17 protein-coding genes are annotated in these 24,410 nt (G+C 67.7%); 7 read left to right on the top strand and 10 right to left on the bottom strand.

Annotated features, from left to right (window positions below; all coding sequences use genetic code 11):
• Positions 1–73 precede the first annotated feature (73 nt).
• The 4 genes from ACZYVJ_RS18780 to ACZYVJ_RS18765 all read right to left on the bottom strand — a co-directional run bounded on the left by ACZYVJ_RS18780 (position 74) and on the right by ACZYVJ_RS18765 (position 10,687).
• Positions 74–4,024, bottom strand: coding sequence for a DNA-directed RNA polymerase subunit beta' (locus ACZYVJ_RS18780; RefSeq protein WP_463832393.1), 3,951 nt, complete (start codon positions 4,022–4,024; stop codon positions 74–76).
• 68 nt (positions 4,025–4,092) lie between these two features.
• A complete protein-coding gene (gene rpoB, locus ACZYVJ_RS18775; RefSeq protein WP_463832391.1) occupies positions 4,093–7,599 on the bottom strand; it encodes a DNA-directed RNA polymerase subunit beta in 3,507 nt (1,168 codons plus the stop codon).
• 391 nt (positions 7,600–7,990) lie between these two features.
• On the bottom strand, positions 7,991–9,001 hold the full coding sequence (locus ACZYVJ_RS18770) for an ABC transporter ATP-binding protein (RefSeq protein WP_221044462.1): 1,011 nt from the start codon (positions 8,999–9,001) through the stop codon (positions 7,991–7,993).
• A 183-nt stretch (positions 9,002–9,184) separates the two neighbouring features.
• Complete coding sequence (locus ACZYVJ_RS18765) at positions 9,185–10,687, bottom strand: carotenoid oxygenase family protein (RefSeq protein ID WP_463832390.1); 1,503 nt, start codon at positions 10,685–10,687, stop codon at positions 9,185–9,187.
• Positions 10,688–10,758: 71 nt separating this feature from the next.
• Between ACZYVJ_RS18765 and ACZYVJ_RS18760 the strand changes: the two genes are divergently transcribed.
• The gene (locus tag ACZYVJ_RS18760; RefSeq protein WP_463832389.1) at positions 10,759–11,442 is read left to right on the top strand and encodes a TetR/AcrR family transcriptional regulator; all 684 of its coding nucleotides are present in this window, start codon (positions 10,759–10,761) and stop codon (positions 11,440–11,442) included.
• Positions 11,443–11,492: 50 nt separating this feature from the next.
• Here the strand turns inward: ACZYVJ_RS18760 and rplL are convergent, their stop codons facing one another.
• The 3 genes from rplL to ACZYVJ_RS18745 all read right to left on the bottom strand — a co-directional run bounded on the left by rplL (position 11,493) and on the right by ACZYVJ_RS18745 (position 13,254).
• Positions 11,493–11,888, bottom strand: coding sequence for a 50S ribosomal protein L7/L12 (gene rplL / locus ACZYVJ_RS18755; protein WP_463832388.1), 396 nt, complete (start codon positions 11,886–11,888; stop codon positions 11,493–11,495).
• Between the two features lie 45 nt (positions 11,889–11,933).
• On the bottom strand, positions 11,934–12,566 hold the full coding sequence (rplJ, locus tag ACZYVJ_RS18750) for a 50S ribosomal protein L10 (RefSeq protein WP_463832387.1): 633 nt from the start codon (positions 12,564–12,566) through the stop codon (positions 11,934–11,936).
• A gap of 247 nt (positions 12,567–12,813) precedes the next feature.
• Complete coding sequence (locus ACZYVJ_RS18745; protein WP_463832386.1) at positions 12,814–13,254, bottom strand: anthrone oxygenase family protein; 441 nt, start codon at positions 13,252–13,254, stop codon at positions 12,814–12,816.
• 66 nt (positions 13,255–13,320) lie between these two features.
• Here ACZYVJ_RS18745 and ACZYVJ_RS18740 point away from each other — a divergent pair, with 66 nt between their 5' ends.
• The gene (locus ACZYVJ_RS18740) at positions 13,321–13,650 is read left to right on the top strand and encodes a winged helix-turn-helix transcriptional regulator (RefSeq protein WP_064883957.1); all 330 of its coding nucleotides are present in this window, start codon (positions 13,321–13,323) and stop codon (positions 13,648–13,650) included.
• Here the strand turns inward: ACZYVJ_RS18740 and ACZYVJ_RS18735 are convergent.
• From ACZYVJ_RS18735 to ACZYVJ_RS18725, 3 genes are read right to left on the bottom strand one after another with little or no spacing between them, the layout of a single operon-like run.
• A complete protein-coding gene (locus ACZYVJ_RS18735; RefSeq protein WP_463832385.1) occupies positions 13,643–14,563 on the bottom strand; it encodes an ROK family protein in 921 nt (306 codons plus the stop codon). The genes ACZYVJ_RS18740 and ACZYVJ_RS18735 overlap by 8 nt on opposite strands.
• 5 nt (positions 14,564–14,568) lie before the next feature.
• Positions 14,569–15,186, bottom strand: coding sequence for a DUF7158 domain-containing protein (locus ACZYVJ_RS18730; RefSeq protein WP_463832384.1), 618 nt, complete (start codon positions 15,184–15,186; stop codon positions 14,569–14,571).
• A complete protein-coding gene (locus ACZYVJ_RS18725; RefSeq protein ID WP_463832383.1) occupies positions 15,183–19,361 on the bottom strand; it encodes a glycoside hydrolase family 38 N-terminal domain-containing protein in 4,179 nt (1,392 codons plus the stop codon). Before ACZYVJ_RS18725 ends, ACZYVJ_RS18730 begins: the two co-directional genes overlap by 4 nt.
• A gap of 76 nt (positions 19,362–19,437) precedes the next feature.
• On the opposite strand from ACZYVJ_RS18725, the gene ACZYVJ_RS18720 reads away from it, so the two are divergent.
• The 5 genes from ACZYVJ_RS18720 to mmaA4 all read left to right on the top strand — a co-directional run bounded on the left by ACZYVJ_RS18720 (position 19,438) and on the right by mmaA4 (position 24,376).
• Positions 19,438–20,031 carry a DinB family protein gene (locus ACZYVJ_RS18720; RefSeq protein ID WP_463833060.1) on the top strand — a complete coding sequence of 198 codons (594 nt, stop codon included), beginning with the start codon at positions 19,438–19,440 and terminating at the stop codon, positions 20,029–20,031.
• A gap of 41 nt (positions 20,032–20,072) precedes the next feature.
• Positions 20,073–21,419 (top strand): ABC1 kinase family protein, encoded by a 1,347-nt coding sequence (locus ACZYVJ_RS18715; RefSeq protein WP_463832382.1) that lies wholly within the window; start codon positions 20,073–20,075, stop codon positions 21,417–21,419.
• A 67-nt stretch (positions 21,420–21,486) separates the two neighbouring features.
• Positions 21,487–22,335 carry an alpha/beta fold hydrolase gene (locus tag ACZYVJ_RS18710; protein ID WP_463833059.1) on the top strand — a complete coding sequence of 283 codons (849 nt, stop codon included), beginning with the start codon at positions 21,487–21,489 and terminating at the stop codon, positions 22,333–22,335.
• A gap of 89 nt (positions 22,336–22,424) precedes the next feature.
• The gene (locus tag ACZYVJ_RS18705; protein WP_463832381.1) at positions 22,425–23,285 is read left to right on the top strand and encodes a cyclopropane mycolic acid synthase family methyltransferase; all 861 of its coding nucleotides are present in this window, start codon (positions 22,425–22,427) and stop codon (positions 23,283–23,285) included.
• 194 nt (positions 23,286–23,479) lie between these two features.
• Positions 23,480–24,376: a hydroxymycolate synthase MmaA4 gene (gene mmaA4, locus ACZYVJ_RS18700; protein ID WP_463832380.1), complete on the top strand. Its 897-nt coding sequence runs from the start codon at positions 23,480–23,482 to the stop codon at positions 24,374–24,376.
• The last annotated feature ends 34 nt before the right edge of the window (positions 24,377–24,410 follow it).

The following is a 24,410-nucleotide window of genomic DNA, read 5'->3' as shown; positions in this document are numbered from 1 at the left end:
GGGCCCCGACGGCCGCGACGGCCCCGCGCAACGAAAAAGCCCCGGGGCGAACCCGGGGCTTTTTCGTTGTTGACTAGCGGTAGTCGCTGTAGCCGTAGTCGTCCAGCGGCACCGCGGCACCGGTGGCCTGGCCGAAGTCCGGGCTGTAGTACTGATCCTCGTAGGACGGGATCGTGTACGCGGCGGCCCGGGCCTCCTCGGTCGGCTGCACCTGGATGTTGCGATACCGGTTGATACCGGTGCCTGCCGGGATCAGCTTTCCGATGATCACGTTCTCCTTCAGACCGTTGAGCTTGTCGCTGCGGCAGTTGATCGCCGCATCGGTCAGCACTCGCGTGGTCTCCTGGAACGACGCCGCACTCAGCCACGAGTCGGTGGCCAGCGACGCCTTCGTGATACCCATCAGCACCGGACGGCCGGCGGCGGGCTCGCCGCCCTCGGCCACCACCCGGCGGTTCTCCGCCTCGAACTCCGCACGGTCGATCAGCGAGCCGGGCAGGAACTCCGTCGAGCCCGAGTCGATGATGGTGACGCGGCGCAGCATCTGGCGGACGATCACCTCGATGTGCTTGTCGTGGATCGACACACCCTGTGCGCGGTACACCTCCTGGACCTCGCGGACCAGGTGGATCTGCACCTCGCGGGGGCCCTGCACGCGCAGCACCTCGTGCGGGTCGGCCGAGCCTTCCATCAGCTGCTGGCCCACCTCGACGTGGTCGCCGTCGGACAGCACCCGCTCGGAACCGTCTTCGTGCTTGAACACACGCAGCCGCTGCCGCTTGGAGAGCTTGTCGTACACGACCTCTTCGCTGCCGTCGTCGGGAACGATGGTGATCTTGTAGAAGCGCTCACCGTCCTCGAGATGGACCCGCCCGGTGACGTCGGCGATCGGCGCCTTACCGCGCGGGATGCGGGCCTCGAACAGCTCCTGCACACGGGGCAGACCGCCGGTGATGTCCTCACCGACGCCACCCTGGTGGAAGGTACGCATGGTCAGCTGCGTGCCGGGCTCACCGATGGACTGCGCGGCGACGATACCGACGGCCTCACCGATGTCGACCAGCTTGCCGGTCGCCATGGACCGCCCGTAACAGGTCGCACACACACCGGTTCCGGTGGTGCAGGTCAGCACCGAACGCACCTTGATCTGGGTGATGCCCGCGGCCAACAGGGCCTCGATCGACGGGTCACCCAGGTCCTCGCCGCGCGCGACGACGACGTTGCCGGCCTCGTCGACCGCGTCGGCACCCAGAGTCCGCGCGTACGCCGAGGTTTCGATGTACGGGTCGCGGATCAGGCTGCCGTCGGGCTGACGTTCAGCCAGCTCGACGAGGATGCCCCGCTCGGTCTCGCAGTCGTGCTCTCGGACGATGACGTCCTGGCTCACGTCCACCAGACGACGGGTCAGGTAACCCGAGTCAGCGGTACGCAACGCGGTGTCCGCCAAGCCCTTTCGAGCGCCGTGCGTGTTGATGAAGTACTCCAGCACGGTCAGGCCCTCACGGAACGAGGACTTGACCGGACGCGGGATGAACTCACCCTTCGGGTTGGTCACCAGACCCTTCATGCCGGCCAGCGTTCGCGTCTGGGTGAAGTTACCCGTGGCGCCCGAGTCCACGATCGTGATGATCGGGTTGTCCGCCGGGTAGTGCTCACGCAGCGCCTGACCGACCTCGTCGGTGGCTTCCTTCCAGATCTCCACCAGCGCCTCGTTGCGCTCGTCGTGGTTCAAAGCACCACGCTGGAACTGCTTTTCGACCTTCTCGGCCCGCTCCTCGTACTGGTCGAGGATCTCCTTCTTGCGCGGCGGGACGAGCACGTCGGCCATCGAGACCGTGACACCGCTGCGGGTCGCCCAGTAGAAACCGGCGTCCTTGAGCTTGTCCACGGTCTGCGCGACCACGATCATCGGGTAGCGCTCGGCCAGATCGTTGATGATCGACGCCTGCACCTTCTTGTGCATCTGCTTGTTCACGAACGGGTAGCCCACCGGCAGCAGCTCGTTGAAAAGCACCCGGCCCAAAGTGGTCTCGGCCATCCACGCGTCGCCCGGCTGCCAGCCGTTGGCGCCGAACAACTCGGCCTCGATCTCGGCCGGCGGCCGCAGCTGGGTCAGCCGCACCTTGATCTTGGCCCGCACCGACAGCACGCCACGGTCGGACGCCATGATCGCCTCGGCCGGCGAGGAGTACACCCCGACCTCGGGCTCATCCTTGGCGGCCGCCTTGAATTCGCCCTTGTCGCCGTCGACCTCGGTGGTCAGGAAGTACAGACCGGTCACCATGTCCAGACGCGGCATGGCCAGCGGGCGGCCCGACGCGGGCGACAGGATGTTGTTACTCGACAGCATCAGGATGCGTGCCTCGGCCTGCGCCTCGGCGCTCAGCGGCAGGTGCACCGCCATCTGGTCACCGTCGAAGTCGGCGTTGAACGCCTCACACACCAGCGGGTGCAGCTGGATCGCCTTGCCTTCCACCAACATTGGCTCGAAGGCCTGGATACCCAGCCGGTGCAGGGTGGGTGCGCGGTTCAGCAGCACCGGGTGCTCGGCGATGACCTCTTCGAGGACATCCCACACCTGGGGACGCTGACGCTCCACCATGCGCTTGGCGCTCTTGATGTTCTGCGCGTGGTTCAGGTCGACCAGTCGCTTCATCACGAACGGCTTGAACAGCTCCAGCGCCATCAGCTTGGGCAGGCCGCACTGGTGCAGCTTGAGCTGCGGACCGACCACGATGACCGAACGGCCCGAGTAGTCGACGCGCTTACCGAGCAGGTTCTGACGGAACCGGCCCTGCTTGCCCTTGAGCAGATCGGACAGCGACTTGAGCGGGCGGTTACCCGGCCCGGTGACCGGGCGGCCGCGACGGCCGTTGTCGAACAGCGCGTCCACCGACTCCTGAAGCATCCGCTTCTCGTTGTTGACGATGATCTCGGGCGCGCCGAGGTCGATCAGTCGCTTGAGCCGGTTGTTGCGGTTGATCACGCGGCGGTACAGGTCGTTGAGGTCCGACGTGGCGAACCGGCCACCGTCCAGCTGCACCATCGGGCGCAGTTCCGGCGGGATCACCGGGACGGCGTCGAGCACCATGCCCATCGGCGAGTTGCCCGACTGCTGGAAGGCGGCGACCACCTTGAGCCGCTTGAGGGCGCGAAGCTTCTTCTGCCCCTTGCCGTTCTTGATGACGTCGCGCAACGACTCGGCTTCGGCGTCGATGTCGAAGTTCTCGATCAGCTTCTGGATTGACTCCGCGCCCATGGCGCCGGTGAAGTACTCACCGAAGCGGTCGATCAGCTCGCGGTAGAGGTTCTCGTCGACGATCAGCTGCTTGGGAGCCAGCTTGGTGAAGGTCGTCCAGATCTCCTCGAGCCGGTCCAGCTCACGCTGGGCCCGGTCGCGCAGCTGGCGCATCTCGCGCTCGCCGCCGTCGCGAACCTTGCGGCGCGCGTCGGCCTTGGCACCCTCGGCCTCCAGCTCGGCCAGGTCGGCCTCGAGCTTCTGGGCACGGGCCTCAAGATCGGCGTCGCGCTGGTCCTCAATGGCCTTGCGCTCCACCAGCATTTCGGCCTCGAGCGTGGAGAGCTCGTTGTGGCGCATCTCGTCGTCGACCGCGGTGATGACGTAGGCGGCGAAGTAGATGATCTTCTCGAGATCCTTCGGCGCCAGGTCGAGCAGATAACCCAACCGAGACGGCACGCCCTTGAAGTACCAGATGTGCGTCACGGGCGCGGCCAACTCGATGTGACCCATCCGCTCGCGACGCACCTTGGCGCGGGTCACCTCGACGCCACAGCGCTCACAGATGATGCCCTTGAACCGGACACGCTTATACTTGCCGCAGTAGCACTCCCAGTCGCGAGTCGGTCCGAAGATCTTCTCGCAGAACAGGCCGTCCTTCTCCGGCTTCAGCGTGCGGTAGTTGATCGTCTCCGGCTTCTTGACCTCGCCGTAAGACCATTGCCTGATGTCCTCCGCGGTGGCCAGGCCGATACGGAGTTCATCGAAGAAGTTGACGTCGAGCACGTAACTCCCTTTCCCCTTGCGGGTTTAGTTACCAAAAAGAGGCTGGCTTGGCTGCAATAGCTTTGCCGCTAAGCCAGGTCCTCAACAGACGCAGATTCGTTGCGGGACAGGTTGATTCCCAGGTTCGCCGCTGCCCGCTCGAGGTCCTCGTCCTCGCCTTCGCGCAGCTCGATCGCCGCACCGTCCGAGGAGAGCACCTCGACGTTGAGGCAGAGCGACTGCAGTTCCTTGAGCAACACCTTGAAGGACTCGGGAATACCCGGCTCCGGGATGTTCTCGCCCTTGACGATCGCCTCGTACACCTTGACCCGGCCGACGGTGTCGTCGGACTTGATGGTCAACAGCTCCTGCAGCGTGTACGCCGCGCCGTAGGCCTGCATGGCCCAGCACTCCATCTCACCGAAGCGCTGCCCACCGAACTGCGCCTTACCACCCAGCGGCTGCTGCGTGATCATCGAGTACGGACCGGTGGAGCGGGCGTGGATCTTGTCGTCCACCAAGTGGTGCAGCTTCATGATGTACATGTAGCCGACCGTCACCGGGTACGGGAACGGCTCACCACTGCGGCCGTCGAACAGCACCGCCTTGCCGTCGCCGTTGACCATGACCTCGCCGTCGCGGTTGGGCAGCGTGCAGGACAGCATGCCCTGCAGCTCCTCCTCCTTGGCGCCGTCGAACACCGGCGTGGACACGATCTGGTCCGGCTGCGCGTGCCGCAGCTGCTCGGGCAGGTTGACCGCCCACTCGGGCGAACCGTCGATGTTCCAGCCGGACTTGGCCACCCACCCGAGGTGGGTCTCCAGGATCTGACCGATGTTCATCCGTCGCGGCACACCGTGCGTGTTCAGGATGATGTCCACCGGGGTGCCGTCCGGCAGGAACGGCATGTCCTCCTGCGGCAGGATCTTGCCGATGACGCCCTTGTTGCCGTGGCGTCCGGCGAGCTTGTCGCCGTCGGAGATCTTGCGCTTCTGGGCCACGTAGACGCGCACCAGCTCGTTGACGCCGGCCGGCAGCTCGTCGTCGTCCTCGCGGGAGAACACCCGGATGCCGATGACCTTGCCGGACTCGCCGTGCGGCACCTTCAGGGAGGTGTCGCGAACCTCGCGGGCCTTCTCACCGAAGATCGCGCGCAGCAGCCGCTCCTCCGGGGTCAGCTCGGTTTCACCCTTCGGGGTGACCTTGCCGACCAGGATGTCGCCGTCGCGAACCTCGGCACCGATGCGCACGATGCCACGCTCGTCCAGGTCGGCCAGCACCTCGTCGGAGACGTTCGGGATGTCCCGGGTGATCTCCTCGGCGCCCAGCTTGGTGTCGCGAGCGTCGATCTCGTGCTCCTCGATGTGGATCGACGTGAGCACGTCCTCCTCAACCAGCCGGTTGGAGAGGATGATCGCGTCCTCGTAGTTGTGGCCTTCCCACGGCATGATCGCCACGAGCAGGTTCTTGCCCAGCGCCATCTCGCCGTTCTCGGTGCAGGGACCGTCGGCGATGACCTGGCCGGCCTCGACCCGCTCCCCCGCGTCGACGATCGGCGACTGGTTGGCGCAGGTGCCGTGGTTGGACCGCTCGAATTTGCGCATCCGGTAGGTGTGCCGGGTGCCGTCGTCGGCCATCACGGTGATGTAGTCGGCGGACACCTCCTCGATCACCCCGGCCTTGTCGGCCACGACCACGTCGCCGGCGTCGATCGCCGCGCGCAGCTCCATACCGGTGCCCACCAGGGGCGCCTCACTGCGCACCAGCGGAACCGCCTGGCGCTGCATGTTGGCGCCCATCAGGGCACGGTTGGCGTCGTCGTGCTCGAGGAACGGGATCATGGCCGTGGCCACCGACACCATCTGGCGCGGCGACACGTCCATGTAGTCCACCTCCGACGAGGGCACGTACTCGACCTCGCCCGCCTTCCGGCGGACCAGGACACGCGACTCTTCGAACCGGCCCTTGGCGTCGATCGGCGAGTTGGCCTGCGCAACGACGTGGCGGTCCTCCTCGTCGGCGGTCAGGTAGTGGATCTCGTCGCTGATCACACCGTCGACGACCTTGCGGTACGGCGTCTCGATGAACCCGAACGGGTTGACCCGCGCGTAAGTCGCCAGCGAGCCGATCAGACCGATGTTCGGACCTTCCGGGGTCTCGATCGGGCACATGCGGCCGTAGTGCGACGGGTGGACGTCACGGACCTCCAGGCCGGCGCGCTCACGGGACAGACCGCCCGGGCCCAGCGCCGAGAGACGACGCTTGTGGGTCAGCCCGGACAGCGGGTTGTTCTGGTCCATGAACTGCGACAGCTGGCTGGTGCCGAAGAACTCCTTGATCGCGGCGACGACCGGCCGGATGTTGATCAGGGTCTGCGGCGTGATGGCCTCGACGTCCTGCGTGGTCATCCGCTCCCGGACCACGCGCTCCATGCGCGACATACCGACCCGGATCTGGTTCTGGATCAGCTCGCCCACGGTGCGCAACCGGCGGTTGCCGAAGTGGTCGATGTCGTCGGTCTCCACCGGCACCTCGGTGCCGCCGGGGACGGTCATCGTGGCCTGGCCCTCGTGCAGGCGCACCAGGTATTCGATGGTGGCGACGACGTCTTCCTCGGTCAGGGTCGACGACGTGATCGGCTCGCCCACATTCAGGCCGAGCTTCTTGTTGACCTTGTAGCGGCCCACGCGGGCCAGGTCGTAGCGCTTCTCCTTGAAGAACAGGTTCTCCAACAGGGTCTGCGCGGACTCCTTGGTCGGCGGCTCGCCCGGACGCAGCTTGCGGTAGATGTCCAGCAGTGCCTCGTCGGTGCCGGCGGTGTTGTCCTTCTCAAGCGTCGACATCATGATCTCGGAGAAACCGAACCGCTCGGTGATCTGCTCGTTGGTCCAGCCCAGCGCCTTGAGCAGCACGGTGACCGGCTGGCGGCGCTTGCGGTCGATACGCACGCCGACGGTGTCGCGCTTGTCGACGTCGAACTCCAGCCAGGCGCCCCGGCTCGGGATCACCTTGACGCTGTGCAACAGCTTCTCGGTCGACTTGTCGATCGACTCGTCGAAGTACACACCCGGCGAGCGGACCAGCTGGCTGACCACCACACGCTCGGTCCCGTTGATGATGAAGGTGCCCTTCTCGGTCATCATCGGGAAGTCGCCCATGAACACCGTCTGGCTCTTGATCTCGCCGGTGTTGTTGTTGATGAACTCGGCCGTGACGAACAGCGGGGCCGCGTACGTCATGTCCTTGTCTTTGCACTCGTCGACCGGCGCCTTGACCTCGTCGAAACGCGGGTCGGAGAACGACAGCGACATCGAGCCCGAGAAGTCCTCGATCGGCGAGAGCTCGTAGAGCACCTCTTCCAGGCCACCCACCGGAGTCACGTCCCCACGGGCGGCGGCGGCCTCACGCCACCGCGGCGCGCCGATCAACCACTCGAAGGCGTCGATCTGCACGTCAAGCAGGCCCGGAACCTCGAGCGGTTCGCGGAGCTTGGCGAAGGAAACTCGGTTAGGGGCTCCGGGCACGGAGCCGTTTGAAGAACTTCCGTTAGAGGAACTTTGTGGGCGATCCGTCTTGCTCTGGCGGAAATCTGCCAAGATGCATCCTTCCAGCACCTCGTGCGACTCACGAAGACCGGGACCACCGGCCAGCTCGCCGCGAATTTTGTTGGTTCGGCCGGCGAACGATCTGTCCGGATCTCACGCGCAACTAGAACTAAGCCGCTTGAGGGGGCTCAGGCTTAGACCACGGTGTCAGGTGGCGGGTGAGGTGGGCAGGAGGTAGCCAGCGCAACGTCCAACAATAGCGCAGGACGGCGTATTCCTCAACTTCCCACCATCAGCAGTCCAGGGACATCGGCGCTGGCTGGCGTTTCGACTTTCCGCTGGAAACATGCTGCCCAACAGACTGGCCCGTTTACGGCCCGTCGTCAAGTGGGCGGGCCGTCGTGTTACGCGGAGTTATCGCGAAACACGGCGGGCCGGCCGCCTAGTCGCCGAACTCATGGGCGCGGTACTTGTGGGTCCCTTCGAGGTCGTCGAGGATGGCGGCCTGAGCGCCCTTGGGCAGGGTGTGCAGAATCTCACGCACCCTAGCCTGGCGGCGGGCGACGGCCTTGCGCTCGGGCATTCCCGGTGTCGCGACGATCTGCGGCGGCACCCCCTCGATCTCCTCGACACCACCGGCGTGGTGACCGGCGTCGATCATGGCCTGCTCCTCGGCCATGGTCGCCTCGTCCTTTTCCTCGGACATGCCGATCGGCCCGATCCGGCGGCCGTTGAGGAACTGCCGGACGACCGGCTCGTCGCTGGTCAGCAGAACCTCGCGAGGACCGAACATGACGAGCTTGCGGCGGAACAGCATGCCCATGTTGTCCGGCACGGTGCGGGCGATGTTGATGTTGTGGGTAACGATCAGCACCGTGGCGTCGATCTGGGCGTTGATGTCCAGGATCAATTGGCTCAGGTAAGCGGTACGGACCGGGTCCAGACCGGAGTCGGGCTCGTCACAGAGGATGATCTGCGGGTCCATCACCAGGGCACGGGCCAGGCTGGCGCGCTTGCGCATACCGCCGGAGATCTCGCCGGGGAACTTCTTCTCGTCGCCACCGAGTCCGACCAGGGTCAGCTTCTCCATGACGATGTCACGGATCTCGCCTTCCTTCTTCTTGGTGTGCTCGCGCAGCGGGAAGGCCGCGTTGTCGAACAGGTTCATCGAACCGAACAGAGCACCGTCCTGGAACATCACGCCGAACAGCGTGCGGATCTCGTAGAGCTCCTTTGCCGAGCACTGCAGGATGTCGGTGCCGTCGATGACCACCGAGCCGCGCTCGGGCCGCAACAAACCGATCAAGGACTTCAGGAAAACCGATTTGCCGGTACCCGACGGCCCCAGCAGGACGCTGACTTCCCCGGCGGGGATTTCCAGCGTCACGTCTTCCCAAATCCTCGAGGAGCCGAAGGACTTGGTAAGTCCATTCACCTCGATAGCGACGCCCATGGGGAATCCTTCCGTCGAAACTCGTGCCCGCCACCTGCCCTTTTATGTGGCATGAGTCACTGTAGCGCACGCCTGCCACACCGCAGCAGGGATGCGGACGACAGCGGGGAGAAAATTGGCCGTCCTGAGATCAGCCGGAAGCCCGCACGGCACAACTTATTTGACGCACGTGTTAGCCGACCGTTAGCCGGTGGGCGCCCAGTTGCCGTGGAAGCCCATCGGCACCCGCTGCGGCAGGTGGACGGTGGCCATCCACTCGAGCGTCTGCGCGTCCAGCAAGAGCAACTGGCCCTCATCGTTGTCGCGGTGATAGCCGAAGCCCATCAGGATGCCGTCGTCTTCGGCGCGCGCGGCGGGGTTCGGCACAAAGGACATCTCGCCGAGCAAAAGGCCGGCATCGAGGGCGGCGGCGGTACTCGATCCGGTCGCATAGTCGTGTTTGTAAAGCGCGGTGGACATCTCGGACGCACCGTTCGACAGGTAGCCGCCGTCGGTGCCGATGGTGTAGCCGAATCGGTGCCGCCCGCCCAGCAAACCCTCGTTGATGCGCGGAAACTCCTGCGGGCGATCGTCGCGGCGTTCGCTGGCCACCGCCCCGGTCGCGAGGTTGACGGTCCAGCGGTCCAGAGTCGGCCGGCTGTCGCCGGGCCCGCGCAGGTCGTGGTCGAACATCCGCGAGTAGCGAACCACATCGAGCACCAAAACCTCAGCGCCACCGCGCATCTCGGAGTACGCGTTGAGCGGGTGGTAGACGTAGCAGGGTTCGATGTCGAACCAGCGGATGTCTTTGTTGCCGCCCTCCCGCGGCATGACTCCGATGCGCGCCCGGTAGTCAGGATTCCAGCGGTAGGGCATCCGATTGATCGGCTCGCGATTGCGGTTGATCATCGTGGTCACCGGACCGGGGAACCGGACGCGTCCGATCAACGACTGCATCACCAGCCGCGCCGGCAAACCCAACCAACGCGGCACGTTCGTCGGCATCACCTGCACGGGATCGAACGTCACCGGCAGGTCGTAGATCACCACGTATTTGTCGGTCAGGGAGAAGTCGTGCATCATCGGCGACCCGCCCACCTCGATGTCGACGGTGCGACGGGCACGGCCGGCGGTATCGATCACCGAGTACTGCACGGTCCGCCCGCGGGTGAACGCGTAGGACACGGCGTGCAATTCGCCGGTGCGGGGATCACGGTGCGGATGGGCGGTGTAGCCCCCGACAAGGGTGCCGTCGAAATCGCACGGCCCCTCGGTGTCCAGCTCGTCGGTCAGCCGGTAATTCGCCCCGCCCCCCTCGACGAGTGCGAGCGTTTGCCCGGCATGGCTCAGCACATTGGTGTTCGGGCCGACGGACAGCATCCCGGCGCGCGGGTTCAGCCCCTGGGGCGCCGGCTGGGCCAATGCCCTGCAGACGTGCGCGGTGCGCACCCAGCGGTTGCGGTACCAGCGGGCCTGCCCGTCGCGCAGCGCCACCCCGTGCACCATGCCGTCGCCGCTGAACCAGTGGTAGACGGCCGGGTCCACCTCGGCGACCGGGTTGGGCCCGTTACGCAGGTAGCGGCCGTCGAGGTGTTCGGGAATGCGGCCGGTGACGCGCAGATCGTGCGCGGTGACCTCCGCGCGCACCGGCGCCAGGAAGTCCTCAAGGTAGGGGTTGCCGGGTTTGGCTGTTGCCGTGCTCACCATCGCTGAGCTCCTATAACATTGTTATTGCAGCGTTATTGGCACGGTACGCCGCCGATGAGAAGATGGCAACGATGACTTCAGAGGTTCAGCGCAGCGTTCGCGACGAGATGCTGCACGCCGCGGTCGGCCTGCTCGACGAGCACGGGCCCGACGCCCTGCAGACGCGCAAGGTGGCCGGCGCCGCGGGCACCTCCACGATGGCGGTGTACACGCACTTCGGCGGGATGCGGGGGCTGATCGCGGAGGTGGCCGAGGAGGGCCTGCGCCAGTTCGACGCCGCGCTGACGGTGCCGCTGACCGCCGACCCGGTCGCCGATTTGTTCGTCACGGGTGCGGCGTATCGCCGCTACGCCATCAGGCGCCCGCACATGTACCGGCTGATGTTCGGCAGCACCAGCGCACACGGCATCAATGCGCCCGCCCACAACGTGCTGACGCTGACGGTCGCCGAGATCGAGCGGCGCTACCCCAGCTTCGCGCACGTGGTGCGCGGGGTGCACCGGTGCATGCTGGCCGGCCGCATCAAACCCGCGGGCGCTTTGAAAGACGGTGTCGACGACGCGTCCGTCGTGGCCACCGCGGCCCAGTTCTGGGCGTTGATCCACGGCTTCGTGATGCTCGAGCTGGCCGGCTATTACGGCGACGACGACTCGGCCGTCGCACCGGTGCTCGGTGCGATGACTACGAACTTGCTTGTTGCCCTTGGGGATTCACCCGAGCGGGTGGCGCAGTCGCTGGAGTCGGCGAGGCACTGAACGCACGAAACCCCCGGGACGGTGATCCCGGGGGTTTGCGCGCTTGCGACTTACTTGACGGTGACGGTGGCGCCGGCGGCCTCGAGCTTGGTCTTGGCCTCGTCGGCGGCCTCCTTGGCCACCTTCTCCAGCAGCGGCTTGGGCGCGCCGTCGACCAGGTCCTTGGCCTCCTTGAGGCCCAGGCCGGAGACGATCTCGCGGACCACCTTGATGACGCCGATCTTCTTGTCACCGGCGGCCTCGAGGATGACGTCGAACTCCGATTGCTCCTCGGCGGCCTCGGCGGGCGCGGCACCGGCGGCGCCACCACCGGCGGCGGCAACGGCGACCGGGGCGGCCGCGGTGACCTCGAAGGTCTCCTCGAACTTCTTCACGAAGTCGGAGAGCTCCAGCAGGGTCATTTCCTTGAAAGCGTCGAGCAGGTCGTCGGTAGACATCTTTGCCATGGGTGTGGGTCCTTCCTTATTTTTTCCAGGTTCCGGGTTTGGTTGTTATTCGGCTTCGGCCGGGGTTTCCGGCGCCTCAGCGGGTGTTTCCGAAGCGGGCTCCGGGGTGGCGTCCGCGGCGGGCTCAGCGGCGGCTGCGGGTCCTGCAGCAGCGGCGGGACCCTCGGCGGCCTTCTTCTCCTGCAGCGCGGCCGCGAGCCGGGCGACCTGCGAAGCGGGAGCGTTGAACAGCCCCGCCGCCTTGGCGAGGTTGCCCTTCATCGCGCCGGCCAGCTTGGCCAGCAGCACCTCGCGCGACTCGAGGTCGGCGATACGCTCGACTTCGGCGACCGTGAGCGCACGACCGTCCATGTAGCCGCCCTTGATGACCAGCGCCTTATGGTCCTTGGCGAAGGTCTTGATGGCCTTGGCGGCGTCGACCGCCTCGCCGGTGACGAATGCGATGGCCGTCGGGCCGGTGAAGAGCTCGTCGAGCCCCTCGACCCCGGCCTCCGAAGCCGCACGCTTGACCAGCGTGTTCTTGGCCACCGAGTAGGTGGCCGCCCCGTTGAGCGAGCGCCGAAGCTCGGCCAGGTTGGCGACAGTCAGACCGCGGTACTCCGTGATCAGGGTTGCGGTCGACTCCTTGAACTGCTCGGCGATGTCTGCAACGGCGGTGGCCTTGTCAGCCCTGGCCATGCCTACCTCCTGAAGTGAAAGTCAATGCGACGTGTCGTCTCGATTCCCCGAAGAACGACGAACGCCCCGGCGCAGAAGCGGCCGGGGCGTGAACATACGCCGGCGCGAGCCGGCGGTGATGCCTCGTCCTCCTGCGTGGGCCGCCGGGATGCTCCCGGACCTTCAACCGATTACTCGGTGACCGACGGTCTTCGGTGGATCGGCTAACAGAATAGCGTGGCACGCGCGATCAGCCAAAACGACGGCCTCAGGTGACGGCGAGGGCCAGCAGGACGAACACCGCCAGCAGCAGGATCACCCGCACCCGGTGCCGTCGATCCCAGCGAACCGCGAGCTCGCGCGAGAGCTCTCCGGTGCTCGGCCATTTCGCGATGCGGTTGTTGATCGGCACCAGCAGGGCAACCGTCAGCAGGATCACCACGGCCATCAGCCCCGCGGCGATGCCGCAGAGCCAGTCGCGCTGCTCGCCGCGCTCCTGGATGGCGAGCGAGGCCACCAGCAGCAGGGTGACGGCATACCAGAACGGCATCGTCGTGCCCAGCGCCCGGGCGGCACCGCCGCGGGCGGCACGGAAGCCGTCGTCGGGCAGCCGGGCGATGATCGGATTGAAGAAGACCGCGACCGCCAGCTCCACGCCGACCATCAGTCCGGTGACCACGACCGCGAGCGCGTCGATGCTGTTGTTCATGGCAACGACCTTGGCGGTTATGCTGACAAATATCAAGGTACTGACAAATTAGTCAGCGAGGTGCTCGTGTCCGTATCCAAGAAGGAACTCAGCGACTGCCCGATCGACGCCGCGCTGTCGGTGATCGACGGCCGCTGGAAGGGCACCATCCTGTGGCGGCTGTGCGACGGCCCGATGCGCACCGCCGAGCTGCGGCGCAGCATCCCCGGCATCACCGAACGCATGCTCATCCGGCACCTGCACGAACTGGTCGACGCCGGAATCATCGAGCGCCACGACGCGCGCACGGTGCCGCCGTGCGTGCACTATTCGATTTCCGAATACGGCATGACGCTGGGGCCGGTGCTGGCCAGCCTGTGCGACTGGGGCCGAAAGCACATGCAGCGGGTCAGCTGAGCCCCGCGAGCCGGGCCGCCCCGATCAGCCCGGCCGCACCGCCGAGCTCGCCCGGCACCACCCGCAGCCCGGACAGAAAGTCCAGGCCGGCGTATTCGGCGAGCTTTGCCCGCAGCGGGTCGAAGAGCAGCGGCCCGGATCTGGCGACGCCTCCCCCGATCACCACGAGATCCAGATCGCACACCGCGCCGACCGAGGCGATCATCGCGGCGAGCGCGTTGGCGCCCCGGTGAAATGCCTGCTGGGCCAACGGGTCTCCGGCCGCCGCCGCGGCGGCCAGGTCGCTGGCGCCGGCTTCGGGCGGCGCGGACCAGCCGCTCTCCCGCGCCCGGCGCACCATCCACGGTCCGGACGCGACGGTCTCCACGCAACCGTGACCGCCGCAGGTGCAGGGCCGCCCGTCCAGTTCGACCACCACGTGCCCGACGTGACCGGCGTTGCCGGTGCGCCCCGAGTACGGGACGCCATCGAACACCAGCCCGCCGCCCACCCCGGTGGAGACCACCATGCCCAGCAGGAATCGTGCCTCCGGGGCCGCGTTTTTCCCCGCCCCGATCCAGTGCTCCCCCAACGCCATGCAGACGCCGTCACCGGCCAGCACCACCGGTAGCCCCGGCACCGCCGCGGCGACCTTGTCGCGCAACGGGAAACGGTCCCAGCTGTCGATGTTGATCGGGCTGACGGAGCCGTTGCGCAGATCGATGGGCCCGGCCGAGGCGATCCCGACCGCGCCGACCGGAGCGTCCGCCGCGCGCAGCGCGTCGGCGATCAACGCTTCGACGACGGCCCACACGTCGCCGGCGGCGGACGTGACCGGGGTGGGGCGGATAGCCGTGTACACCAGCTTTCCACCCGAATCTGCCAGCGCGGCAGCGATTTTGGTTCCGCCGATGTCCAGGCAGAGGGTAAGCATGGCGCTCAGTGCCGGTGGGTGTTGTCGGGTTGGCGGGGGTCGCCGGGATGCTCGTAGCCGGGCGCCAGCTGCACCAGCGCGGCACGCCGCGCGTCCAACCACAACCGGAAGGCGCGCCGCCGTGCGGCGCCGCGCAGGTGCTCCTCGATCGCCGATCGCACCTCGTCCAACGGTGGAGCCGCCAATGCCGTTGTGCGCCAGCCATGTTCGTCCCGCTGCGGCGCGGCGAAGCGCAGTGGGTTGCGGGCGTGATACGCGGCCACCTCGGTGTCGGCCACCCGCACCGCGGCGGTGACGTCGGCGAACAGCGCCCGGGCACGCGGTTCGGCCAGGACGGCGGCGGCGACGCTGCCGATCTCCAGCCGGGCGGTCACGTCGGGCAGCAGCTCGGCCTCGGACGGCGCGCCGCGCGCGCCCAGCCCGCGGGCCTCGGCCTCCGCGGCGACCACCCGCTCGGTGACGATGAGCTGGGTCAGCCACCGCCGCAGCTGGCGGCCCTCGCTGGTGCCGCTGACGGGCAGGGCGCCCGCTCCCCGTGCGGCGCGCATCCGCGCCTCGGCGGCGTCGAGGACGCCCGACCACACGGGCGTGCCGGCAACGGTCGCAATCGGGTGGACGCTCATGTCACCGTCACCTTCACCGCCGGCGAGTAGACCAGTCGGCCGGCGCAGCCGATCCGCACCAGGGCCCACCACTGGCCGGGTTCCAGCCAGGCCGGCGGGGTCAGCTGGAAGCTGAGGTCGACGGTGCCGCCGGCGGGCAGCACCGCGCCGAGGGCGCCCGGACCCATCCACTCCCAGGTGCCCCAGGGGCTGACCAGGTGCGCCTCCAGTGCGAGGTCGGCGCCGGCGTGGCTGCCGACCGTGACGGTCAGGGCGCCGGCTTCGCCGGGTCCGAGCGTGACCTCGGTGGGCCCCTCGGCGAGGTAGACCAGCTCGCCCGTCGCCCCGCCCACCGTCACCACGCAGACGTCCTCGACGGGCTGTCGCCAGCAGGCCGGCACGTCGTCGCCGGTGATGCGGAGTTCGGCGCGCACCGGGTAGTGGCCGGGTTCGGCCCTCGCCGGGACCGACACCACCACGTCTTCGTAGAAGTGTTCGCCGCCGCGCAGGGTGACGGGCAACTCGGCGGGCCTGGCCGTCCAGCCGTCCGGACACCGGAGACCGACCGCGCCGCGCAGCGTGGCGTCGGTGCTGTCGCTGGCCGCGGCGAGGCGCAGCGTCACCTGTCCGCCGGGCTCAGCGCCCGCCTGCGGCGGGTGCAGGTGCGCGACCGCCGGCAGCCCGCCGAGCGGCGCGGGGCCGCGATTGTGCAGCCAATACCGCGCGTACAGCGGCTGCGCGGCCTCGGCGTGCGGGGCCAGGACGGCGGCACCGGGCGCGGCCCGGGGCGCGTCGACGCGGGCCAGCACGGTCGCCACCTGGTAGCCGTGCAGCTCGACCGACGCCACGGGTTCGGGGTGGGTTTCCAGCAGATCGGCGCGCCGCAGGGCGCGCACCGTCGCGACGTCGGAGTCGATGAAGACCGGGGTGCCGGCGCCGGTGGTCTCCACCAGGCGCAGGGCCACCGCGTTCGGGTCGAGCGGCGCCGCGCTGCCCTCGGTCAGTGGGTTGCCGGCGGCCTTGAGGGCGCCCAGCTGTACCGATTCGGGCTCGACGCGCAGCAGCGATCCGGCCGGCGGCAGCGCTCCCCGTCGCCGGCTGGGCGTGACGGCGAGCAGCGGCTGGGAGAACTGCGCGCTGCGGGTGGGGATCCCCGCCTGGCGCCAGTCGCCCGCCCCGCTGACCAACGCGTAATCGAAGGCGTGGGTCCAGTGCTGCAGTTGGAAGTTGGAGCCGTCAGGTGCGGTGCGGCGCGGGTCGTCGATCCAGATGCCCGACGGCCAGCCGGTGCAAGACCGCATCAGCGCGGTGTGCAGGGTGCCCTCGGTGTCGACGGCGAAGCTGGGCACCCCGCGGTTGAGCAGGGCGACGGTGCGGTCTTCGAAAGTGTCCGTCGCCGAGGGTGCTTGCTGCGACACGGCGATCTCGGCGTCGCCGAGATCGCCGGCCACCTGCGCGATCGCGCCCCGCAGGTCGTCCTCGTCGCGGCCGTCGATGATCAGCACCGGCAGCGCGCGCGGCGCACGCAGGTCGGCGTCGGGCACCCACACCGCGTCCAGCGGCGTCTCGGCCGGCACCCACACCCGGGCCCGGCCGGTCGCCGCCAACTGGCGCTCCAGCTCGTCGGCGTACGCCGGAGCGCCGGCCAGCACGGTCGCGGTGAAGGCGTTGCGAGCGGGCCCGCCCAGCGCGATGCGCACGTCGGGCAGGTTCGAATCGACCTCGAGGTGGCCGTAGCGCGGCTTGCCTGCGGCGCTGCAGGTCGCCGTGACGCCGGCGCGCACCAGCGCGACCATCAGCTCCCGGGCCAGCGGCCCGGCCATCGCCTCGGTCGGCGACACCACCTCGGCGACCGACACCGCCCGCACGCCGGCGCCCGACACCCGGATCCGGGCCGCCGAGGACAGGCCGAACCAGCCGTACGCCGGGTTGTCCAGGGTCCACAGGTGCCGGCCGGTGTCGACCGCGCCGGAGCCGTCGGGCGTGTGCAGCAGCGCAAAACCGCGGCCGACGACGGCGTCGCCCACCTCGCTGACCGGCATCGCGCCGGCCACCGGGCACGGCCAGCGCAGCCGCACCAGCTCGTCGGCGCCGCTGAACTCGTCGATGGTGGTGCGGCAGTCCACCCGCGCGACGCCGCGCCACAGCGTCACCGTTTGGGTGTAGCGCAGCAGCGTGCCGATCCGGCCGTGCACCACCACCCGCTGACCGAGCGGCCCAGCGAAGGCCTGCACCCGCGCGGGCCCTTCCGACGAGCACACCACCGGCCCCTTGGGCAGCAGGTGCCACGGGCCCTCACCCTGGCTCGGGTGCGCCGGGTATTCCTCGTAGACGGCGAGCTCGTTGCCCACCCTGCCGTCGGCGATCAGCTCGCGGCCGTCCTGCAGCAGCGAGGCGACCCCGCCGCCGCGCGCCGGGTCGACCCGGATGCGGTAGTGCTCGTTGGCGATCCGCGATCCCGCGACCGGTTCCCAGCCGGGCGGTTCGTCCCGGTCGGGGGCGGGCACCAGCCGGTACGCCCGCCAACCCAGCGACGGCACGTCGCGCGCCAGCCAGCTGATCGACCGGCCGTCGTGCTCGACGTGCGCCGCCAGCTCGGCACCGTCGGCGTCGAGCACCCGCACCCGGGCGCCCCGTGGCGGGTCGAGGCGCGCGGTGACGATGTCGGTGCGCCTGCAGGTCAGCGGATTCCACGCGATCACATCGCCCTCGCCGGAACCGACCTCGCCGGACAGCAACGCCAGCGAGTTGTCGCGGGCCGCGCGGCCCAGCTCCCAGGCGTCGCGCCAGCCGGTCAGCAGGTCGAGGTATACCTGGTCGGATTCCGAGCCGGTGATGGCGTCGTGGTGCGCGCCGTAGACCAACTGCACCCAGGCCTTGGCCAGGGCGTCCTGCGGGTAGGGGGCGCCGGTCAGCAGCCCGGCGAACACCGCGAAACGCTCTGCCTGCAGCACGGCGTTCTCGGCGCCCCGGTTGGCCTGCTTGGTGTCGATGTAGGACACGTCCTTGCCGGTGTAGATCGGGTTCATGTCCCGGGTCTGCGGCGAGGGCACGCGGTCGCGCTGCGCCAGTTCGGCGCGCACCGCCGCGAAGAACTCGCACGGCAGCGCGCACACGAAGCGCGGCCAGGTGTAGCGGGCGGCCCAGTCGCGGTGGATGTCGGTGACCCACTTGTTGGGCGGGGTGTAGTCGGTGCCGACGGGCAGCAGCACGTTGCGGGTGAGCGCGACCTTCTTGAGCTGATCGAACAGCTGGTACGTGGCCTCCTCGGCCTCGCCCAGCGACGCCGCGGAGTCCATCCACCAGCCCGCCGAATAGTGCGCGGGCATGTAGTGGGTGAGCAGGCCGCGGCCCGACGGCGAGATCCACTCGAACTCGCTGGCGAACTGCATGCGCTCGACGTCGCCGCCGCCCAGCGCAGGGCCCCACTGGTGGTGCGGTCCCCGGGCCCACGAACTCGACGTCAGGCCGGCGTCGGCGGCCAGCCCCGGGAATTGGGGATCGTGGCCGAACACGTCCAGCTGCCACGCGGTGGCGGGGTTCGCTCCCATGATGTGACGCTGAAACCCCATGCCGTGCATCAGGTTCCGAATCGTCGTTTCCGGGCTGGTGAGGTTGGTGTTGGGTTCGTTGTAGGTGCCGCCCATCACCTCGACGCGGCCCTGGTCGATGAACCGGCGCAGGTCGGCCCGGTCTTCGGGGCGGGTGTCCCAGTACGGCTTGAGGTAGTCGACCTCGGCGAGCACGAACTTGTACTCGGGGTCACGGCGCGCCATCTCCAGATGCGCGTGCACCAGGTCGAAGCCGTTGGTCTGCCGGGCCCGCCCCGGCGGGTCCTCGGCCCACTCGCTGGTATAGGCGCCCTGGGTGTTCCACCACACCGGGTCGTAGTGGAAGTGGCTGATCATGAACATGGTCCAGCCGGGCTCGGCCACGGTGAACTCGAACGGCAGCCGCTGACCGCCGGCGTGCGCCAGCGCGGCCCGGCGCTGGCCGACGACGGCTTCGTCGACGCGCACCGCGACCTCGACGACCTCGCGCCCGGGTTCGGCGACCGCCCGCCCGCGCAGGCCGGGGCCGTCGATGCGGATCGGCGTGGGTGCGGCGCACTCGGACACGGTGACGCGGACCAGCTGCAGCGGCCCGTCCGGTGGCCCGACGAAGAGCTCGGTCGACTCGGCCTTCGTTATTCGCATGCCGAAACCACCTGCATCCCCGCACCTTACGGCGCGCAAGACCTAGGATCGACCAATGCCCGCCCTCGCCCCGCCGGTGGCCGACGAACGCAACGCCCTGCGCGAATTCCTGGCGTTTCACCAGAGCGCGTATTTCGCCGTCAGCCATGGCCTCACCGACGATCAGGCCCGGTCCACGCCCTCGGTCAGCGCGCTGTCCATCGGCGGGCTGGTCAAGCACGCGACCGGGATGCAGCGCAGCTGGATGGCGCGCGTCAGCGCCGCACCGGACGCGCCACCGAAAGACCCGCGCCCGTTCGAGCAGATCGCCTCGGAGTTCGCCGACCAGCACGTGATGCGGCCCGACGAGACGCTCACCGGGCTGCTGGGGGCGTTCGAGGCGCAGAACGCGACCTCGCTGCGGCTGGTGGAGACCGCCGACCTGGACGCCGCGGTGCCCGTTCCGCGGGACATCCCGTGGTTTCCCAAGGATCAGCAGGCCTGGTCGGTGCGCTGGGTGATCCTGCACGTGATCAACGAGCTCGCTCGGCATGCCGGGCACGCCGACATCATCCGGGAGACGATCGACGGCGCCACCATGTACGAGTTGATCGCCGCGCGGGAGGACTGGGCGATCGAGGGCTGGGTGCAGCCCTGGAAACGCGGGGCCGGCGGCGGGCGCCCGAGTTAGAGGATTGGGACTCATCCGTGCCGGTTTGGCACACTGCACAGATGAGCTCTGTCAAACATCGAGAGGGCGCCAAGCTCGACCGGGTGCCGTTGCCGGTCGAAGCGGCCCGGGTTGCCGTGACCGGTTGGCAGGTCACCCGCACCGCCGCTCGCATCGTCACCAAGCTGCCGGGCAGGGGCCCGTGGCAGCAGAAGGTGATCAAGCAGCTCCCCCAGACCTTCGCCGACCTGGGACCGACGTACGTCAAGTTCGGCCAGATCATCGCGTCCAGTCCCGGCGCGTTCGGTGAATCGCTGTCCCGGGAGTTCCGCGGCCTGCTGGACCGGGTGCCGCCCGCCGACGCCGACGAGGTGCACAAGCTCTTCGTCGAGGACCTCGGCGGTGACCCGTCGGAGCTGTTCGCCGAATGGGACGAGACGCCGTTCGCGTCGGCGTCCATCGCGCAGGTGCACTACGCCACCCTGCACACCGGCGAGGAGGTCGTCGTCAAGATCCAGCGCCCGGGCATCCGGCGCCGGGTCGCAGCCGACCTGCAGATCCTCAAGCGTTTCGCCCAGGCCGTCGAACTGGCCAAGCTGGGCCGCCGGCTCTCGGCGCAGGACGTGGTCGCAGACTTCTCCGACAACCTGGCCGAGGAGCTGAACTTCCGGCTGGAGGCGCAGTCGATGGAGGCGTGGGTGTCGCACCTGCACACCTCCCCGTTGGGCAAGAACATCCGGGTACCGCAGGTGTTCTGGGACTTCACCAGCGACCGGGTGCTGACCATGGAGCGGGTGCACGGCATCCGGATCGACGACGTCGCCGCCATCCGCAAGGCCGGCTTCGACGGGACTGAGCTGGTCAAGGCGCTGCTGTTCTCGCTGTTCGAGGGTGGGCTGCGGCACGGGCTGTTCCACGGCGACCTGCACGCCGGCAACCTCTACGTCGACGACCAGGGCCGCATCGTCTTCTTCGACTTCGGGATCATGGGCCGCATCGATCCGCGCACCCGCTGGCTGCTGCGCGAGCTGGTGTACGCGCTGCTGGTCAAGAAGGACCACGCGGCGGCGGGCAAGATCGTGGTGCTGATGGGCGCGGTCGGCACCATGAAGCCCGAAGCCGAGGCCGCCAAGGACCTGGAGAAGTTCGCGACCCCGCTGACCATGTCGACGCTGGGCGACATGTCCTACGCCGACATCGGCCGGCAGCTGTCGACGCTGGCCGACGCCTACGACGTCAAGCTGCCCCGCGAGCTGGTGCTGATCGGCAAGCAATTCCTCTATGTCGAGCGGTACATGAAGCTGCTGGCACCCAAGTGGCAGATGATGTCGGATCCGCAGCTGACGGGCTATTTCGCGAACTTCATGGTCGAAGTCAGCCGCGAGCACTCGTCCGACGTCGAGGTATAGGAGCTCTCTGGTGCAGGTCCGCGCGGGGCATGCCATTTCTGGCGATCTGAAGCTGTACTACGAGGACATGGGCGACATCGACGACCCTCCCGTCCTGCTGATCATGGGGCTGGGAGCCCAGCTGCTGCTGTGGCGGGTCGCCTTCTGCGAGAAGCTGGTCGGCCACGGCCTGCGCGTCATCCGTTACGACAACCGCGACGTCGGCCTGTCCAGCAAGACGCAGCACCGCAGCTCGGGGCAGCCGCTGGTGATCAGGCTGCTGCGGTCCTGGCTGGGTCTGCCCAGCCAGTCGGCGTACAAGCTCGAAGACATGGCCGACGACGCCGCTGCCGTGCTGGACCATCTGGGCATCGACCGCGCCCACATCGTGGGTGCGTCGATGGGCGGCATGATCGCGCAGATCTTCGCCGCGCGATTCAGCGAGCGGACCAGGACCCTGGCGGTCATCTTCTCCAGCAACAATTCGGCGCTGCTGCCGCCGCCGGCCCCGCGCGCGCTGCTGGCGCTGCTGAAGGGCCCGCCGCCGGACTCGCCGCGCGAGGTGATCATCGACAACGCGGTGCGCGTCGGCAACATCATCGGCAGCCCGCGCTACCGCGTGCCCGAAGAGCAGGCCCGCGCCGAGGCCGCCGAGGGCTACGACCGCAACTACTACCCGCAGGGCGTCGCGAGGCATTTCGGTGCGGTGCTGGGTAGCGGCAGCCTGCGCCGCTACAACCGCCAGACCACCGCGCCCACCGTGGTGATCCACGGCCGGGCCGATAAGCTGATGCGGCCTTTCGGGGGGCGTGCCGTGGCGCGGGCGATCGACGGCGCCCGATTGGTGACATTCGACGGAATGGGTCATGATCTTCCACAACAGTTGTGGGATCAGGTGATCGGCGTGCTGACGGAGAACTTCAGCCGGGCCGGCTAGCGAAAAGTACTCGGTAGAAACGCTTCCCCGGAATTTTTACTCCACGTCTTAGGACTGTACGGTTAGCAGAGGAAGGGTGGGTGTGTGAAATGGCGAACCTGAAGCCGTATTACGAAGAGTCGCAGGCGACCTACGACATTTCAGACGACTTCTTCGCGCTGTTCCTCGACCCGAACATGGTGTACACCTGCGCCTACTTCAAGAACGACGATATGACCCTGGAAGAGGCTCAGCTCGCCAAGATCGATCTGGCGCTGGACAAGCTGCAACTCGAGCCGGGAATGACGGTGCTTGACGTCGGATGCGGCTGGGGCGGCGCCGTGGTCCGGGCGGTCGAGAAATACGACGTGAATGTCGTTGGCATCACGCTGAGTCGCAATCATTACGCGCGCACCAAAGCGAGGCTGGCCGCGATCGGCACGACGCGGCGCGCCGAGGCCCGGCTGCAGGGGTGGGAAGAGTTCGACGAGCAAGTCGATCGGATCATCAGCTTCGAGGCCTACGACGCCTTCAAGAAAGACCGCTGGCCGGCGTTCTGGGATTGGGCCTACAAAACTCTCCCCGATGACAGCCGGATGCTGATGCACAGCATTTTCACGCAGCCGCAGTCGTACTGGAGCGAGCACGGCATCCCGATCACGATGAAAGACCTGCGTTTCCTGCACTTCCTCGGCAAGGAGATTTTCCCCGGCGGGGGAATGTGCGGCGAACCCGATATCGTCGACAATGCACAAAACAGCGGTTTCACGGTCGAGCAAACCCAATATCTGCAGCCGCACTACGCGCGAACTCTGGACACCTGGGCCGCCAATCTGGAGGCCAATCGCGAACGAGCTATCGCCATCCAGTCTCAAGAGGTCTACGACCGCTACATGCGCTATCTGACCGGCTGCGCGGACCTGTTCCGCAAGACGATCGCCAACGTTGCCCAGTACACGCTCACCAAGTAGCGGCCGGGTTGGGTGGACGTGTACCAGCTAACCCTGGAAAAGTAGACTTCGTATCGCAGTCGGGCCCGCGACGCGCACCCGCACCCTTTTCGAATCACGCATCGAGGTTGGGTATCGTTGCTGGTCAACCATCACCCCTCCGATGCGTGCGCGGGTTGTAGGAAGTGAACCTCTTCCAGGAGAACAGGACGAAAATGGCTGAGCAACCGACTGGCCCGACGAAGACGCGGACGCGTTCAGAGGACATCCAGGCGCATTACGACGTCTCCGACGACTTCTTCGGCCTGTTTCAGGACCCGACCCGCACCTACAGCTGCGCCTACTTCGAGCGCGACGATATGAGCCTGGAAGAGGCCCAGTACGCCAAGATCGACCTCAACCTGGACAAGCTGGACCTCAAGCCGGGCATGACCCTGCTGGACATCGGCTGCGGGTGGGGCACCACGATGAAGCGCGCCGTCGAGAAGTATGACGTCAACGTCATCGGCCTGACGCTGTCCAAGAATCAGCACGCCCGCGCCGAGGCGTTGCTCGATTCCATGGACACCAGCCGCTCGCGCCAGGTCCGCCTGCAGAATTGGGAGGATTTCAACGAGCCCGTCGACCGCATCGTGTCGATCGAGGCCTTCGAGCACTTCGGCCACGAGAACTACGACGACTTCTTCAAGCGGACGTTCGACATCATGCCCGACGACGGCCGGATGACCGTGCAGAGCAGCGTCAGCTACCACCCGTACGACCTGGCCGCGCGCGGCAAGAAGCTGAGCTTCGAGACGGCGCGGTTCATCAAGTTCATCGTCACCGAGATCTTCCCTGGCGGCCGGCTGCCATCCACCCAGATGATGGTCGATCACGGCGAGAAGGCGGGATTTGTTGTGCCCGAACCGATCTCGCTGCGGCCGCACTACATCAAGACGCTGCATATCTGGAGCGACACGCTCGAGTCGAACCGGGACAAGGCCATCGAGGTCACGTCCGAAGAGGTGTACAACCGCTACATCAAGTACCTGCGCGGCTGCGAGCACTACTTCGGCGACGAGATGCTCGACGTCAGCCTGGTGACCTACCTCAAGCCGGGTGCCTCGAACTAGCGGGTCCTGATTTTTGCGCCGTCTGTCGGATTGG

This window comes from Mycobacterium sp. IDUB_3, assembly GCF_055419585.1.
Note: the sequence above shows the minus strand (reverse complement) of the source record. Positions and strands in the feature narration are given on the sequence as shown.